The sequence below is a fragment of the Bifidobacterium xylocopae genome (genome assembly GCF_003315615.1).
Classification (GTDB): Bacteria; Actinomycetota; Actinomycetes; order Actinomycetales; family Bifidobacteriaceae; genus Bombiscardovia; species Bombiscardovia xylocopae.
Genome location: NZ_PDCH01000004.1, coordinates 69,691 through 86,027 on the forward strand (window position 1 = coordinate 69,691; position 16,337 = coordinate 86,027).

13 protein-coding genes, 1 other RNA gene and 2 pseudogenes are annotated in these 16,337 nt (G+C 62.7%); 4 read left to right on the forward strand and 12 right to left on the reverse strand.

Annotation, left to right across the window (positions count from 1 at the left end; translation table 11 throughout):
- Positions 1-7: 7 nt before the first annotated feature.
- Together CRD59_RS03240 and CRD59_RS03245 are read right to left on the reverse strand one after the other, a co-directional pair.
- Positions 8-1,426 (reverse strand): RNA polymerase sigma factor, encoded by a 1,419-nt coding sequence (locus CRD59_RS03240; RefSeq protein WP_407923102.1) that lies wholly within the window; start codon positions 1,424-1,426, stop codon positions 8-10.
- Between the two features lie 155 nt (positions 1,427-1,581).
- Entirely contained in the window at positions 1,582-2,259 is a 678-nt protein-coding gene (locus CRD59_RS03245) for a DUF4192 family protein (protein ID WP_113853168.1), read from the reverse strand.
- Positions 2,260-2,411: 152 nt separating this feature from the next.
- Here CRD59_RS03245 and CRD59_RS03250 point away from each other — a divergent pair, with 152 nt between their 5' ends.
- A complete protein-coding gene (locus CRD59_RS03250) occupies positions 2,412-3,524 on the forward strand; it encodes a polyprenyl synthetase family protein (protein WP_113853169.1) in 1,113 nt (370 codons plus the stop codon).
- A 163-nt stretch (positions 3,525-3,687) separates the two neighbouring features.
- Positions 3,688-5,826, forward strand: coding sequence for a Stk1 family PASTA domain-containing Ser/Thr kinase (locus tag CRD59_RS03255; RefSeq protein ID WP_113853170.1), 2,139 nt, complete (start codon positions 3,688-3,690; stop codon positions 5,824-5,826).
- A gap of 131 nt (positions 5,827-5,957) precedes the next feature.
- Here CRD59_RS03255 and CRD59_RS03260 read toward each other — a convergent pair whose 3' ends face one another.
- A complete protein-coding gene (locus CRD59_RS03260) occupies positions 5,958-6,644 on the reverse strand; it encodes a lysophospholipid acyltransferase family protein (RefSeq protein ID WP_113853171.1) in 687 nt (228 codons plus the stop codon).
- Between the two features lie 64 nt (positions 6,645-6,708).
- Between CRD59_RS03260 and CRD59_RS03265 the strand changes: the two genes are divergently transcribed.
- Entirely contained in the window at positions 6,709-7,263 is a 555-nt protein-coding gene (locus tag CRD59_RS03265; RefSeq protein WP_113853172.1) for a hypothetical protein, read from the forward strand.
- A gap of 135 nt (positions 7,264-7,398) precedes the next feature.
- Here CRD59_RS03265 and CRD59_RS08405 read toward each other — a convergent pair.
- The 3 genes and pseudogenes from CRD59_RS08405 to hpf all read right to left on the reverse strand — a co-directional run.
- Positions 7,399-7,584: pseudogene (locus CRD59_RS08405) on the reverse strand (SEC-C metal-binding domain-containing protein); the annotation flags it as partial.
- A 176-nt stretch (positions 7,585-7,760) separates the two neighbouring features.
- A pseudogene (gene secA / locus CRD59_RS03270) lies at positions 7,761-10,242 on the reverse strand (preprotein translocase subunit SecA); the annotation flags it as partial.
- Between the two features lie 431 nt (positions 10,243-10,673).
- Positions 10,674-11,342, reverse strand: coding sequence for a ribosome hibernation-promoting factor, HPF/YfiA family (hpf, locus tag CRD59_RS03275; RefSeq protein WP_113853173.1), 669 nt, complete (start codon positions 11,340-11,342; stop codon positions 10,674-10,676).
- 151 nt (positions 11,343-11,493) lie between these two features.
- Here hpf and rnpB point away from each other — a divergent pair.
- Positions 11,494-11,851: RNase P RNA component class A (gene rnpB / locus CRD59_RS03280), an RNA gene on the forward strand.
- A gap of 7 nt (positions 11,852-11,858) precedes the next feature.
- Here the strand turns inward: rnpB and CRD59_RS03285 are convergent.
- The 6 genes from CRD59_RS03285 to pgsA form a co-directional block, all read right to left on the reverse strand.
- Complete coding sequence (locus tag CRD59_RS03285; protein WP_236632688.1) at positions 11,859-12,344, reverse strand: regulatory protein RecX; 486 nt, start codon at positions 12,342-12,344, stop codon at positions 11,859-11,861.
- A gap of 377 nt (positions 12,345-12,721) precedes the next feature.
- Entirely contained in the window at positions 12,722-13,921 is a 1,200-nt protein-coding gene (gene recA / locus CRD59_RS03290) for a recombinase RecA (protein ID WP_113853174.1), read from the reverse strand.
- Between the two features lie 183 nt (positions 13,922-14,104).
- A complete protein-coding gene (locus CRD59_RS03295; RefSeq protein ID WP_113853175.1) occupies positions 14,105-14,338 on the reverse strand; it encodes a DUF3046 domain-containing protein in 234 nt (77 codons plus the stop codon).
- Between the two features lie 83 nt (positions 14,339-14,421).
- Positions 14,422-14,943: a helix-turn-helix domain-containing protein gene (locus CRD59_RS03300; protein WP_113853176.1), complete on the reverse strand. Its 522-nt coding sequence runs from the start codon at positions 14,941-14,943 to the stop codon at positions 14,422-14,424.
- A gap of 105 nt (positions 14,944-15,048) precedes the next feature.
- Positions 15,049-15,648 carry a CinA family protein gene (locus tag CRD59_RS03305; RefSeq protein ID WP_236632689.1) on the reverse strand — a complete coding sequence of 200 codons (600 nt, stop codon included), beginning with the start codon at positions 15,646-15,648 and terminating at the stop codon, positions 15,049-15,051.
- A 49-nt stretch (positions 15,649-15,697) separates the two neighbouring features.
- Complete coding sequence (pgsA, locus tag CRD59_RS03310; protein ID WP_113853178.1) at positions 15,698-16,309, reverse strand: CDP-diacylglycerol--glycerol-3-phosphate 3-phosphatidyltransferase; 612 nt, start codon at positions 16,307-16,309, stop codon at positions 15,698-15,700.
- Between the last annotated feature and the right edge of the window lie 28 nt (positions 16,310-16,337).

Genomic DNA, 16,337 nt, shown 5'->3' on the forward strand with positions numbered 1-16,337 from the left:
ATCCCACTCACTGGTCCAGGAAGTCCCGTAGCGTCTGGGACCGCGAGGGATGGCGCAGCTTGGACATGGTCTTGGACTCGATCTGGCGAATGCGTTCCCGGGTCACGCCATAGACGCGGCCGATGTCATCCAGGGTCTTGGGCTGACCGTCCTCCAGTCCATACCGCATTTTAATCACACCAGCCTCGCGCGGGCTCAGAGTCTCCAGGACTTGCTTGAACTGCTCCTGGAGCAGGGAGAAGGCAACGGCGTCCGAGGGGGCGATCGCGTCGGTGTCCTCGATCAGGTCCCCGAACTCGGAGTCGCCGTCCTCGCCCAGAGGGGTGTGCAGGGAAATCGGCTCGCGGCCGTACTTCTGAACCTCCTGGACCTTCTCGACGGGCATGTCCAACTCCCTGGCCAGCTCGTCCGGTGTGGGCTCACGGCCCAGATCCTGGAGCATCTGCCGCTGCACACGCGACAGTTTGTTGATGACCTCGACCATGTGGACTGGCACTCGTATGGTACGCGCCTGGTCGGCCATGGCGCGCGTGATCGCCTGACGAATCCACCATGTGGCATATGTCGAGAACTTGTAGCCCTTGGTGTAATCGAACTTCTCGACCGCGCGTATGAGCCCCAGGTTGCCCTCCTGGATCAGGTCAAGGAAGAGCATGCCGCGGCCGGTGTAGCGTTTGGCCAGGGAGACGACCAGTCGCAGGTTGGCCTCCAGTAGGTGGTCCTTGGCCTTCTTGCCATCGTTGGCGGCCCACTTGAGCTCGCGCTTGCGTTTGAAAGGCATCCCCTCGCCCTCCGTTAACAGCAGGTGCCGGGCATACAGGCCGGCCTCTATCCGCTCGGAGAGGTCAACCTCCTGCTCGGCGTTCAGCAGGGCCACGCGGCCGATCTGCTTCAAGTAGTCCTTGACAGGGTCGGCGGTGGCACCCGCTGTGACCACACGCCGCTTGGGATTGCCCGATGGGGCCACACTCTCGTCTTCGTCAGCGTCCGAGACGACGAACGCGCCCTTGACCTTGGGTGGAGTCACCGGCTCTTTGGAGCCACTCCCCTTCTCACCGGCCTCATCAGCGCTGTCCGCTGTTTCATCGGCGGCATCCTCGTCAGGCTCGTCAAGCTCTATCTTTTCGTCCTCCGGCTTTTCCTGTTCCTTGCTGGGCTTGCCGCCCTTGGTCGCCCGCTTATGGGCCGTGGCTGGCTTGGACTTGGACGTGTGCGTGCTCTTCCGACCACTGGCCTTGGTGCTCTTCGAAGACGCCCCAGTGGAGCCGGCCTTCGTACCGGCACGCGTTCCCGATGCAGCCTTCTTCTTTGCCGACGCCGCCTGCTTACCGGTTTTTGCGCCCCTGCCCATTTTGGCCCCGCTACGGCTGGGGTGCTCCTGCCCGCTGAGCTCGCTCTCGCCGGATGTCGTGTCCTTCGTGGCCAACTTTTTCCTCCTGAACAGTTCCGCCCCGACTGCCATGGGCGCCGAGGCGCACTTCTGGCAAGGGCAAATCGTCAACTACTACAGTGAACCATTCCAGTCGGACGATTATTCCCGCGTTGACGCCATCACGGCGCGCCCCATGCCCATCCGGCCGGTCACGAGGCCCAAGCCGGCCGCACCTGATGCCGGAATGCAGCCAGGATGATCGATGCCAGTGTGCACCCACCATCAAGCCCGAGAGCCCGCAGTGCGTAGTCCATGGCATCCCCCTCCCCCGTCCACCACATGATATAGGCGGTTATAGCAAGTGGCTGTACCTGATAGTCGCTGGGCAGGGTCCGCACCATCCGCTCCAACATGGCCAGTCCCGCCCGGCAGCGTGGAAGGTCCGGCCGCGTGGACGGGTCGGTGAAAGCCGCATCAAGGGAGCTGCACAACAGACGCATGCTGCTGTCGAGGTCCGGCCTGGAGCACAGGTCCAACAAGGCCGTACCCTCCAGACGGGATCTGGGACAGATCATCGATACGACCAGTGCGTCACGGATGGGCATGGTCTCCCCGACCGCCACCCCAATCGCCGCCATCGAGCCCACTGAGAGCAGGGCACGGTCCGGTTCCTCCTGCAAACCCATTATCCACTCGCGAAGCGGTTCCCGCATCCAGCCCCTGTCCGCCTCCTGGGCGCCGTATTCATGCCGGCGGCGGCGGTATTCCTCCAACCGTCTTCGCATCTGTCCCTTCATACGATCCATGGCCGGAATCCGGCCTTCCGGCTCCGCATCCCCACCACCTACCGGTCTGACCCCCGGTCCGTCCTGCATCATCCGTCCCATCGTCCGCTCCTCACTACCGTATGACCCGCCGGTCGGTCCGAAGGCCCTGTCGCAAGACTGGCATGGCCCGTCCAGATGCCATAGCGGCGCTGGGCAATGTGGTCGAATGTGCCGGGAGGGGTCTGGGCCACCCTTGTCGATAGGCTCGAGGCATGGCACGAGAGCAGTTCGCGAACTCCCTTGAACAGCGGATGGAGGGCCTGGTCACCAGGGATCTGAAAGACTGGGCAGGCAGGCAAACAGAGTTGCCTGACCGCGCCCTGACGCTGGTCAGGGCCCAGGCCATTCGCTCCGGCAGAGACGGAAAGCGACTGCGTGCCCGCCTCCTCGTCGACACCTACCAGGCTTGCAGGGTCGAAGCCCGAAACGCCGAACAGGACAAGGCGGTGCTGGATCTGGCCAGCGCCATCGAAATCTTCCAGACCTCGGCCCTGGTCCACGACGACCTGATCGATCAGGCCGATCTGAGACGGGGCCATCCATCAGCCCATCGAGCCCTGGAACGGGACTGGGCCGAACTCACCGAACGAAGGGCCAATCCTGTCCACCAAGGGCAAACAGGCCTCTCCCTGGCCCTTCTCTTGGGCGACCTTCTGGCCGCCTCGGCGGTACGAACCGTCGATACAGCCGCGGACACGCTGCCTCATCCGGCCGCCATCCGCAGGGCATTCGTCGATATGGTCGGACAGGTCAACCAAGGGCAGGTCATGGACCTGGCCATGGAATCCATGGAATTGGATGACCCCGAGGCACTACGCCGCGCGGCCATGGGCGCAATAGAAGCCAAGACAGCCTCCTATACCACAATCGCCCCAATCCAGCTGGGCATGCTGGCGGCCGGCCGGGACCCAGGCCCGAGCGCAGAACTCTCCCATCGTCTCGGCTCCGGTCTCGGCGCGGCCTTCCAGCTAGCCGACGATCTGATTGACGCTACCGCCACCCCCCTCAGCTCAGGCAAGGCGGCAGGCGGCGACGTACGGGAAGGCAAGCGAACCGTCCTTCTTGCCGACTCTCTGGAATTAAGCAACCCAGCCGACCGTGCCCGTCTGATTACTGTCTACCTTTCGCCCGAGCGCGACGAAGGGCAGGTGGCACTGGTGCTGCGCATCTTCCGGGAGTCCGGAGCGGTGGGTCGCTCCCGACGGCGTATAAACGACTTGCGGTTGCGCAACAGGAACACCCTGGATGAATTGCGGACCCAGCTGTCCCTCGACCAGGAACAGGTCGCAATCATGAAGCGCGCCTGCGCCCGCTTTCTGACCTGAACTCGCTCGGCCACACCACCACATCTGCCAGGACCAGGGGCTAGCATTATGGATGGCGGGGCCCCTCTCCCATACGGGCACCGAACCGTCCCCGTGGTGGATTTTTCGCCAAGAAGCCACCTCCGTAGGCATTACACTCACAGGAAGGCCGTACGATACGACTATGAGTCAAGCGGCAGAGGCATACAAGGGTCAGATCATCGAAGGCCGATACCGCGTCATAGGCAGGATCGCAGACGGCGGCATGGCCACGGTGTACGAGGCGCTCGACCAGCGGCTGGACCGGCATGTCGCCATCAAGATCATGCACACCCAACTGGCTCAGGGCCCACACCGCGCGCAGTTCGAGGAACGCTTCCGCCGGGAAGCCACATCCGCCGCGGCCATCGCCAACCCACACATCGTCCAGGTCTACGACACGGGGCAGGTTGACGGACTGGACTATCTGGTCATGGAATACGTGCACGGGGTCAACCTGCGCCATGAGATGGGCACCAAAGGGACCTTCTCGGTCAGGGAGACCATCCGCGTGGTCTCAGAGGTCCTGGACGGCCTTGCTTCCGCCCACGAGGCCGGTGTGGTCCACCGGGACATCAAACCGGAAAACATCCTGATCAACGACCGTGGGCATGTGGAAATCACCGACTTCGGCCTGGCCCGCGCCATCTCCCAAGCCACACTTTCCTCCACAGGCATGCTGCTGGGGACCGCCGCCTACCTGCCCCCGGAGACTATCGAGGAGAATCTGGCAACCCCCCAAGGAGACCTGTACGCAGTGGGTATCGTGGCCTGGGAGATGCTGACGGGTTCGGTTCCGTTCGTCAGTGAGAACCCGGTCACTGTGGTCTTCAAGCACGTGCATGAGGATGTGCCGCCGTTGGACCAGCCCTGCCCTGGCATCGATCCGGCCGTCTCCGCCATGATCGCCCGCCTTCTGGCCCGGCGTCAGGAGGACCGGCCAGCGGACGCGTCAGTCGCGCTCAAGGAACTCAAGACCGGGCTGTCTGATTTGAGCATGGAGGCCTGGCGTTACCGGCTGGACAACCCGTCTGACGGCCAGACCACCGGCAAGCCCGCACTGGTCGCGGCTTCGACGGCCAAGCCCGACAGCTCCAACGAGTCAGAGGTCGAAGACCATGGCGATGTCGGTGCCGGCGACCTCTTTCCGACCGATGCGCAGGACGGAAGGACCGTGGAAGGCACCGACGGGGAAGGAACCCAGCCCCTGAGTGCCACCCGGCGATTCACGACGGCCGCACCCAGGACCGGCCGTCCGACCGAACCCATGGTCAATGTCCCGGAAACTTCTGCGACAGAGCAAAAACCACACCGCAGGCGCTTGATCCTGATCGCGGCCCTGACCGTCCTGGCGCTATTGGCGGCTGGCGGCGGCAGCGCCTGGTGGTACTTCCTCGGACCCGGCTCCTACTGGAAACTCCCCCGGGCCGCAGATATCTCCTGCCCGTCCGACCGACCCTGCCCGCTTTCCGGCGCCGATGCCAAGCGCTACGAGCAGACCCTGAAGCTGGCGGGGATCCCCTACACGATCCGTAAGGATTTCTCCGACACGGTGGCGGCCGGCAAGATCATAGATGCCAGACCCGGCCAGGCCGAGGCCCGGGTAAGAAAACGTGGCGGCTCGGTCAGCCTTACGGTCTCAAGGGGCGTGCGCATGGCGACGATCCCGCAGGACATCATGGACCCGGCCACACAGGCCGGCTCCCACCCGCTGGAGGCACTTGGTTCTGCCGGTTTTAGCAAGGTGGTCCATCAGGCGGACAAAGACCAGTATTCCCTGGATGTTCCCGAAGGTGCCGCCCTGTCCGTCGATCCACAGCCAGGCACCAAGCTCAGGCACAACGAGACCGTCACGATTGTCCTGTCCAAAGGGAAAATGCCGGTGACGATGCCGGATCTGACGGGCAGGAGCCGCGACGAAGCCGCCAGGACCCTGGGCGGGCTGAAGCTCAAGGCCGACTACTCCGAGCAGTGGTCGGACACCGTGCCCGCCGGGCAGGTCATCTCCTCCTCCCGCAAAGCCGGCGAACAACTCCACTGGGGAGATCAGGTTGACCTGGTCGTATCCAAGGGGCCACAGATGGTGACCCTGCCCGACGTGCGCGGCAAGAACGAGGACGAGGCCAGCAAGACCCTGAAAGATCTGGGGCTGGATGTCAAAATTTCCGCCCCGCTCGGCGATCTGTCCCACACGGTCCGTCTGCAGAGTCCAGGGCCGGGCGAACAGGTCCGCCTGCATGGCGAGGACAGAAAGGCCACGGTCATCACACTGACGGTAGTCTGAGCAGTCAGAAGCCTTGTTCCTGCAATGCATTACCCGAACCCGGCAAGCACGCATGATATATACGTGTATACAAATGCAAGAGCCGATGCCAGACCTAGCCCGGCCCTGCATGCTCCGAACTAAGGGGTACTTCAGATGGCTTGCCGCTGCTCCCGCTTCTTGACCACCTGCGCATAGATGTCCACGTATTCCTGCCCGCTCATCCGACTGATTTCGCGCATAACCCGGTCGGTCAGATCCCTGATCTCCTCGTGGGTCAACTGGGTGACCACCTCCCGACGCACCTGGATCGGCTCGCCGAAGACCACTGTCGTCCTGCCACGACTGGGCAGGGTTTTGCCTGGCCTTTGCAACTCCCTGGTGCCGATCAGGGCCGCCGGTACGATCGGCGTTCCCGTTTCGAAGGCAAGGCGGGCCATGCCGGTGTGTCCCCGGTACAGACGCCCGTCAGGACTCCGCGTTCCTTCAGGGTGGATGCCGAAGACATGCCCCTGCTCCAGTATCTCACGTGCGGTCTCCAAGGCCCCCAGGGATTTGGACCCGCCCGAGCGATCCACTGGGAACACACCAACCGAGCTGAACCACCACTTCTTGAAACGTCCCTTGATGCCCTTGCCGGTGAAGTACTCCGCCTTGGCCATGAAGTGGATCATCCGTGGACATGCCAGGGGCAACAGACCATCGTCTATGACGGCCAGGTGATTCGACGCGATGATGACCGAACCCGTGGTTGGGATGTGTTCCCCGCCGTGCACGTCCGGGTGGAACCAGGCTCGGGCGAGTGGCCCCAACAGCTTGACGAAGAACCAGTAGAGCACGGAGCCTCCCCCTGTCGGCCTGGAAGAGTGGCAGATCTGTTCCGCCACGGTTATTCTTGGGTCTATGACCCAGCACAAGGATAGCAATGCCGATGACAAGCCCCAAAACCCGAAGGGTCCCATACGGCGCGACGGCAAAGACGATGGGGACTATTGGGGGGAGTTCCTGGCTGCTCATCAGGACGACCTGGGCGATGTGGCATCGTCCTCCACGGCACGCAAATTCGAACGCAAGGTGCAAAGGGACGAAAAGCATGCAGCCCTGAAAGCCTCCGATCTGGACAGGTCCACCTTCGTTGGGGGCGGCCAAGGCCCTGGCAGGGGCCCCCGTAACTTCTCCTCCAGTTGGCTGGATACGGACGAAATCATGGACCGGTCCTCCGATTTCACGCCGCCCGATCCCGCCCTGGGCCCGATGAGAGGATTGACCCTCCTCTATAGCATCCTCACCGTGGTTGGTATCCTTGGGCTGGTCCTGACGCTCTTCATTCCCCATCCGCCGTCGGTACTGGGGCCGGTCTTCGGCTTATGCTCCATGATCGGCATCGCCGGGCTGATAGCCGGGCGTGGGGATTTCCATCAGCGCCGGGCACCGGACGACGACGGCGCCCGTGTGTGAGCATATGCATGTTCGAACATATCTCTGTTTCCCGAACGGACTGAGACCCTAGCACCTGTGAATAGGACGGCCCCCTCACCGGATATCTCAGGTGAGGGGGCCGTCCGTTACCGTTCCGGGTGCCTGGCGGATCTCTTACCGCTCGTTCTGCCCGTGGCACATCTTGTACTTGCGGCCGGAACCACAGGGGCAGGGCGCATTCTTCGGAGTACCCGGGAAGGTGCGACCATCCGCCCAAGGCGTATGCTCCTCCTCAGCCTTCGGTCGCTTGCTGACCGGCACCTCCTGCTCAGCATGGCTCAGGGGCTCGGGCCCTACGACACCATCTACCGCCTCGTCCGAACTTCCGGTCCGGGCGACAGCCGTTTCCTGCGCCGCTGCCGCTACATCCGAGTCCTCATCGACAGCATCCGGATCGGAGGGAGCCTGGTAGTCGATGTCTTCGTCCTCGTCCGCGCCGTTCTCCTGCTCCTGCTTAGCCTGAGCCCTTGCCCGCGTCGATTCCGCCACCTGCTCCAGGTCGACGTTGTATAGGAGCTGGACGGATTCCTCCTTGATTGCATCGATCATGGAGTTGTACATCTGGAAGCCCTCCCGCTGGTACTCGACCAGGGGGTCGCGCTGCCCCATGCCGCGCAGACCGATGCCGTCCTTCAGATAATCCATCTCATAGAGGTGTTCACGCCATTTCTGGTCCAGGACGGACAGGACCACCTGACGCTCCAGCTGGCGCATGGGGTCCGCACCCAGCTCCTGCTCACGCTTCCCATACAGGACCTTGGCCTGGGCGACCAGGTGTTTGGACAGGGCGTTGACTGCTTTCTCGCCCTTGAGCTTGTCCACCGACGCCTTCGACTCGACTTCATCCACATCATCGCCGCACAGGCTCTCGAAGGCCTTGGACAGCCCTTCCCAATCCCAATCTGCCGGCTTGTCGGAACCCTTCTGGGCGCCACGGACGTAGGAGGTTATGGTGTCCTTGATGAAACGCTCGATATCGGAGTGAATGTCCTCGCCCTGAAGCACGGCTTGGCGTTCGGCGTAGATGACCTTGCGCTGCTTGTTCATCACGTCGTCATATTTGAGCACATTCTTGCGGATTTCGTAGTTGCGCGACTCCACCGACTTCTGCGCGTTGCGCACGCCCTTGGAGACGGACTTCGATTCGATCGGCTCGCCCTCGGGCATGCCCTTGGACATGACACGCGCCACCAACTGGGTGTTGAACAGGCGCATCAGGTCGTCTTCCAGCGAGAGGTAGAACCGGGTCTCACCAGGGTCCCCCTGGCGGCCGGAACGGCCACGCAGCTGGTTGTCGATACGCCTGGACTCGTGCCGTTCAGTACCAAGCACATACAGGCCGCCGAGTTCAACGACCTCCTCGTGCTCGTCCTTGACCTGCTCCTTGACACGCTCAAGCGTCCCGGGCCAGAGCTTCTCGTACTCTTCCGGCGTGTCGTCCGGAGAGTACCCCTGATCCTTGAGTTGCTGGTCGGCCAGGAACTCGACGTTGCCACCGAGCATGATGTCCGTGCCTCGCCCGGCCATGTTCGTGGCGACGGTCACCGCACCCTTACGGCCGGCGACGGCGACGACGCCAGCCTCTTTTGCATGCTGCTTGGCATTCAGGACCTGATGGTCGATGCCTGCCACATCCAGCAGGGAGGAGACGACCTCGGACGACTCCACCGATGCGGTGCCCAACAGAATCGGCTGCCCCTTGGCATGGCGCTTGGCGACATCCTTGACGATGGCCGCCAGCTTCTCCTTCTTGGTCCGGTAGATCAGGTCCTCCTGGTCCTTGCGGATCATCGGCTTGTTGGTCGGAATCGGCAGCACCCCGAGCTTGTAGGTGTTCATGAACTCTGCGGCTTCGGTCTCGGCGGTGCCGGTCATACCCGCGAGCTTGTCGTACATGCGGAAGTAGTTCTGCAGGGTGATGGTGGCGAAGGTCTGGTTCTCGGCCTTGACTTCCACACCTTCCTTGGCCTCGATGGCCTGGTGGAGGCCTTCGTTGTAGCGGCGCCCATGCAGGAGACGGCCGGTGTGCTCGTCGACGATCAGGACCTCGCCCCCCTGGACCACGTAGTCACGGTCCTTGAGGAAAAGCTCCTTGGCCTTGATGGCGTTGTTCAGATAACCGATCAGAGCGGTGTTGCCCGGCTCATATAGGTTGTCGATGCCCAAAAAGTCCTCTACCTTGGTGATGCCCGGATCCAGGATGCCGACGACCTTCTTCTTCTCGTCGACCTCATAGTCCTCGTCACGCGTCAGTTTTGGCGCCAGCTTGGCGAACTGCCGGTACCAGCGGGTCACGTCTCCCTCGGCCGGCCCCGATATGATCAGGGGGGTCCTGGCCTCGTCGATCAGGATGGAATCGACCTCGTCGACGATGGCGTAGTGGTGCCCGCGTTGGACCAGTTCTTCCTTGTCCCAGGCCATGTTGTCACGCAGGTAGTCGAAACCGAACTCGTTGTTGGTGCCGTAGGTGATGTCAGCTTCATACTGCCTGCGGCGTTCGGCCGGCTTCTGGTCGGTGATGATGCATCCGACCTTCATACCCAGGAAGCGGAAGATGCGCCCCATGAGCTCGGACTGGTAGGAGGCCAGGTAGTCGTTCACGGTGACGATATGGACTCCCTCCCCCGACAGTGCGTTCAGGTAGGCGGGGAGGGTGGCGACCAAAGTCTTGCCTTCACCGGTCTTCATCTCGGCGATGTTGCCCCAATGCAGGGCGGCGCCGCCCATAAGCTGCACGTCGAAGTGCCGTTGGCCCAGTGTACGCTTTGAGACTTCACGCACAGTGGCGAACGCCTCGGGCATCAGATCATCCAGCTTCTCGCCCTTGTCCAGCCGTTCCCTGAACTTGGCGGTCTGGCCTTTGAGCTCCTCGTCGCTCATGGCGGAGATCTCATCCTCCAAGGCGTTGGTCGCCTTCGCCACGTTCTCAAGTTTACGAAGCTGGCGCCCCTCGCCCATGCGAAGGATCCTGTCCAAGACTGCTACCACGTTGCGCTCCCTATATTCTTCCCGACAAATACTCAAATCCAGACCGGTGAGTTCGGCCAGGCCCAAGCCTTCCCCATGGTACGCGGCCTGCCGGATTTTCCCTAAATTAGCATCCCATGCCAACATCGATGCGCGGCCCGACCTCTGCTGTCGCCACGCGTTCATGGGGATGGGAGAAAGGAAGCAAGCCCGCGGGCAGTATCCTTGCGTGGCAACAGTGTTTCCGGGGGACGGAAGACCTATTGCGCTGCCTCGTAGCGGGATGCGACCCGCTATGGATAATCGTGCGTGCCGATGATCCATTCCTTGACGAAGGACGGGCGGACCCGAAGACCAGGGAGCGTCCGTCCTGTTGCCCCGCACCCTCCCCCTCGGGAATCGCAGCGCGGCTGGTATGTCTGTTACTTGCCGGCTTGTTTGGCGTGATCGGCGGTGTCGATCTCGAAGACGCCGTAGGACCAGCCATGCCGGTGGTAGACCACGGAGGGACGACCGGTCTCCTTATTGACGAAGAGGAAGAAGTCGTGCCCGATCAGCTCCATCTCGTACAGGGCTTCGTCGATGGACATGGGATCGGCGATGTGGAGCTTGCGACGGATCACGATGGGCGTATCCCCCACCTGGACCTCGACCGACTCGCCGGGACCCAGATCCGACGCCATGGCATCCAGCTGGGCGGAGTTGTCCGGGTTCGGTGCCTGGACCCGCTCAGGGAGCTGTTCGGGCTCGACGTCCATAGGCATCGGGACGTGTTCAAGACCACGGCGGTGGTTCTTACGGCGGTCTCGCGCACGACGCAAACGGAGGGTCAGCTTGTCCAGGGCCAGATCGAGTGCGGAGAATTCGTCGGCCGATGATGCCTCCGCCCTTATGACGGTCTTGCCGGCGATGACCGTCAGCTCGACTCGCTTGGCCGAATCCGCCTGCCGTGGGTTGCCCTCGTGGGTAAGTACGATCTGCACCCGCTGGGCGTCGGGGGCTATGGCGGTCACACGATTCATCTTGCTTTCTGCGACGTCACGGAACTTCTGCCTGATCTGCGTATGGCGCCCGGTAATGACGATGTCCATGTGGACCTCCTTGTATGAAAACGGGCTGGACCCGTTACCGTGGGCCTGGGGGCTGCATTACCCTCCCGCCTAGCTATGATTGTAGCCGACGACCGATCAGCTTGCGCCACCAGACACGCGGTCCGACCCCATCGGCTATGCTGATTGAGCGTGAGACCTCTCGATGGCCGCGGCGGCCTTCGGACCGCTGAGGAACTTCCGGGCTCCATAGAGCACGATGGCGGATAACGTCCGCCCAGGGTGACCTGAGAGAGAGCGCAACAGAGAGCAGACCGCCCACCTGATGGTGGGTAAGGGTGAAAGGGCGGTGTAAGAGACCACCGGGCCGCTGGTGACAGAGGTCGCATGGCAAGCCTCATCGGGAGCAAGGCCAAGCAGAAGGCATTCAGGGGTTGCTCGCCCCGCCTTCGGGTAGGCCGCTAGAGCCTGGCGGCGACGTCAGGTCGAGATGGATGGCCATCCGTTCCCTTCGGGGACGACAGAACCCGGGGTATGAGGGGCCTCACGCATCATATGTTATGTTTCGTCGTGCGAATCGGCGAACAGGTCTCCGGCCACCTGCCGAATCAATGATGGATTATGGCCTTTCCTGCCACCTGCCGACCACAGGCGGCGCTTGCGCACCTGGGGGTCCATGCCTCGTGTCCTACGGGCCAGCTTGCGCCCCAGCTCATAGGCTGAATCCACGAACAGTCCACGCTCTGCGGCCTGGGCCACAACCCGTTCGGCGAGACTTGTCTCGAGCCCCTTACGGGTCATCTCACGCAAGGCACCCCGCTCGCCAAGGTTACGACCCAGGCAATAACGCAGGTAGGAGCGTGCATAGGACTCGTCGTCCACCAGACCGAGTTCCTCCATACGTTTGACTGTACCTTCGACGGTCTCAGGAGCATAACCTTTGCCGGTCAACCGTTCATACAAGGCCTTGCGGGGGCGAGCCGCCGCGTCGAGCAGGGTCAGGGCCGCCTCCCGACAGGCCTCCTCATCGTTGGGGTCTTCCAATCCACCATCGTTTATGGCGCGGCCCCTTGAACCGAACCCGCCTTGTTTGGGAGGCCGCTGCCTCCTACGGCGGCGCCTGACTCCCCCATGCGACCCGCGACAGGCGCCGTCCCCGTCTTCTTCGTCACTGGTATGGCCGAAAGCTCCTCCGGATGGCAACCTCCGGTCGGTTTCATCAGGGCCTTTCGGGGCAGTATCCTGCCCCAGCACTTCGTACTTCCGGCCTCCCAGGGGTTTGGTGGGGTCAATCGTCGACCCGGGGCCGTCGACCCGGGGCCGCTTGCGCGGCCCGTGACCCTTTGGTCCGCACTCTTGATCCGACTCAATCAGGACGGGATGTGACCTGAGGAAGGATGAAGCCTCGATCACGTCTGTCCTCAGGCTGCCTGAGCCGCGAGCACCGGAGCACCCTTGGCAGTTGTCTTTGTCTTGGCACCGTCGGCCGATGACCTGTCACCTGGGGCCTGTCCCGCGGATGTCTCACCGGCTGGATCCGCGGCCCCTTGTGCACCCCCTCCGGCTTCATCGGGAGCAGGAGTAAGTCCGAAGGCGACCTTGACCTTGTCCTCGATCTCATGGGTGAGCCCGGGATTATCCTTCAGGAACTGCCGGACGTTCTCCCTGCCCTGGCCCAGTTGATCGCCCTCGTAGGTGAACCAGGATCCGGATTTCTTGATCACGTTGGACTGAAGGGCCATGTCGATGACCGAACCCTCCTTTGAGATGCCTTCACCGTAGAGGATGTCAAATTCAGCGATCTTGAAAGGCGGGGCCATCTTGTTCTTGACGACCTTGACCTTGGTGCGGTTGCCCACCGCCTCATCCCCGTTCTTGAGGGTCTGGATGCGCCGGATGTCCAAGCGGACCGAAGCGTAGAACTTCAGGGCCTTGCCGCCAGTCGTGGTCTCGGGGGAGCCGAAGAAGACACCGATCTTCTCACGGAGCTGATTGATGAAGATGGCGGTCGTGTTCGCCTGGGAGAGGGCGCCGGTCATCTTGCGCAAGGCCTGGCTCATCAACCGGGCCTGAAGGCCGACGTGGCTGTCACCCATGTCGCCTTCGATCTCGGCCTTGGGCACGAGGGCGGCCACCGAGTCGACCACAATCACGTCAAGGGCACCCGAACGGATCAGCATGTCCGCGATCTCCAAGGCCTGCTCGCCGTTGTCCGGCTGCGAGACAATCAGCGAATCCGTATCCACCCCCAACTTACGGGCGTATTCGGGGTCGAGGGCGTGCTCGGCATCGATAAACGCCGCCACTCCGCCATTGCGCTGGGCATTGGCCACCGCATGCAAGGCCAGGGTGGTCTTACCCGAGGACTCCGGGCCGTAGATCTCCACAATCCTGCCCCGTGGCAGCCCCCCGATGCCCAGGGCCATGTCCAAGGCCAGGGAACCGGTGGGAATCACCTCGACGTCCTGGACCGGCTTGTCGCCCAGGCGCATGGCCGATCCTTTGCCGAAGTTCTTCTCCACCTGGGCCAGGGCTGTGTCCAGGGCCGCCTTGCGACGTGGATCCATCCCGTCAAGGTCTTCCACCTTGCCCTTGGACTTGCTGTTGGTCTGATGTGCCATCTGGCTCTCCTATCGATGCTTCGTGTGCAGCCCACCCTAAGCGCCGGTGCACCACCGCTCCAACCCAACCGCACGTTGTGGTCGAATGTGGCTCCGCCCCCACCTCCGACAAGACGCAGGGTTCTGCCGATGATTAGATTATAACCCATGATACGAACATATGTTCGAATAGCGTCGGGGCGCTCAGGCGGCGGGCAGAGGCGGCGCGTTGTGGTCCCTGCCCCAGCGCCTGGAATCAGGCACCTCCATCTGATCGCATAAAAGGTTCCAGACCACCCGTGGCTCCATTCCAGCATCCAAAGCCTCAAGGACGGTCATCGAATCAAGTCGGGCCAACCGCTGATCCTTGGCCAGGCTACGCCCGTAGACACGGCCGAAGACTTCCTCCAGAAGGGCCCAGAATTCACGTTCTTTCACAACACACCACCTTATGGCATGAAGCCCATACGCGAAACGCCCGGCCCTGACGGACCGGGCGCCACGCTGAGCCAGATGACCTCTCAGCCCTGGTTGCTGGTCTCCAGATAATCAGCCACCAGACGCAGGGTCTGAGGCACACCGAGACCGAGGGCCACCGCGATCGAACTCAGAAGTTCCGAACTGGCCTCCTTCTGCCCGCGCTCCACCTCGGAGAGGTAACCGAGCGACACCCCGGCCTTCTCGCTGACCTCCCGCAGGGTCTTGTGATCATTGGTGCGCAGCTCACGCAAGACATGGCCCAAAGCCTCCCGCAGGGAGACCTCCTGCCCTTCCCGCTGAACCGGCCTATCAGTCGTTTCGTCATTCTTGCCGGCGCTAACGCCGTCCTCTTGCATCCACATCTTGTTCAGGCTGGCCTGACGCTCTTCCTTCGCCTTCTTGGCAGCCCGGGCCCGCATCACCTGCTGCTGGGCGAAGGCGACAGCGCGCCGCTGAGCCGGCGTCAAATCCCGTACGCGGGCGTTCCTGTCCTGGGTGGGAGCCGTTGGTGTCAGTTCGAACCTGTCCTTGGACCTGGTCAACACGGTCTCTGCCTTGTTCATCGCAGCCCCTTTCGCCTTTCGTGTGTTCACCGTCACCATGCCCAAACACCATAGGGGGTCGATTATTCCCAGCACGAAACCGCACACGGTTCCCTGTGACCTATCTCACGCCTTGAGTTTCCTGGGAGCAAGGAGCTGATCAAGCCTGACCAGCAGCTGCCGGACTGTGCCCCGACGGACACGTTCACGCGAACCCGGGAGGTGCAGTTCATAGGAGAGCAGGTGGTAACCGTCAAGCGCCAGCCCCCCCAGAGCGTCACCAGGCAGGACCCCGTCCGGAACAGCGATGGCGACATATACCAGCCCTGCCGGCCGGCCGTTGTCCGGCCCCGGCCCGGCCACGCCAGTCGTGGACAACCCCAACACCCGTCCTTCATGCCCAGGTTGGGTATAAAGCCTGGCGGCCCCCAGGGCCATTTCCTGGGCCACACGCGGGTGGACGGCCCCATGCTCGGCCAGTAGCCCCGGGGTGACCCCCAGGACGGAGGCTTTGGCTTCGATGTCATAGGTGACCGCCGAACCCAGGAAGACATCGGAGGCACCGGGAACCCGCACGAAGGCATCGGCCATGAGGCCACCCGTCAGGGATTCGGAAGCAGCCAGCAAGAGATCGAGGTCCCTGCAACGGTCCAGAATCCGCCTTGCCAGCCGATCATCCCCGGATGCAGTGGCAGTTTCGCCGCGCCTGCCCTTCATTCCTTCCATATCACCAATACCTTCCGCCCATGCATCCCATCCGCCATGACCTCCGCGGTCACCGGTGGCCGAGAGCGCCGCGCATGTACTCGAAGCCCGAATACAGGCACAGGACCAGGGCCAGGAGGATGACCCCCCGAGCCACCGACACATACCAGGTACCCAGCCGCTCAAGGGGCGCCAGCAGCAGGGCCAGACCGACACACTCGAACAGGGTCTTGTATTTGCCTGCCTGGGAGGCTGCTATGACTTTGCCTCCATTATCTATAACGAAGAAGCGCATGACCGTGATGCCCAGTTCGCGGATCAGGAAGAGGACCGTCACCAGCCACCAGATCTCACCGAACATAGAGGCAATCACCAGAGCGGAGCAGATCAGGAGCTTGTCGGCGATAGGGTCCATCAGCTTGCCCAGTTCGGTGACCTGATCGTACTTGCGGGCCAGGTAGCCGTCGAGCTTGTCGGTCGAGGCGGCCACGACGAACAGGACAGTGGCAGCCCACCGCAGCCCCAGGCCACCCGACCCCCAGGCGCCCGATCTCGCGTATAGGCCGATGAAGACCATGACCAGCACAATGCGGACGTACGTGACGATGTTCGGCGGGCTGTTCCACCCTTCAAGCAGGGAGCGTCCTCCGCCACCCGTCCTGGTCTGAGAATCGTCCTGCATTACCTCTCCTTGGTATCTGTGCCTGCTT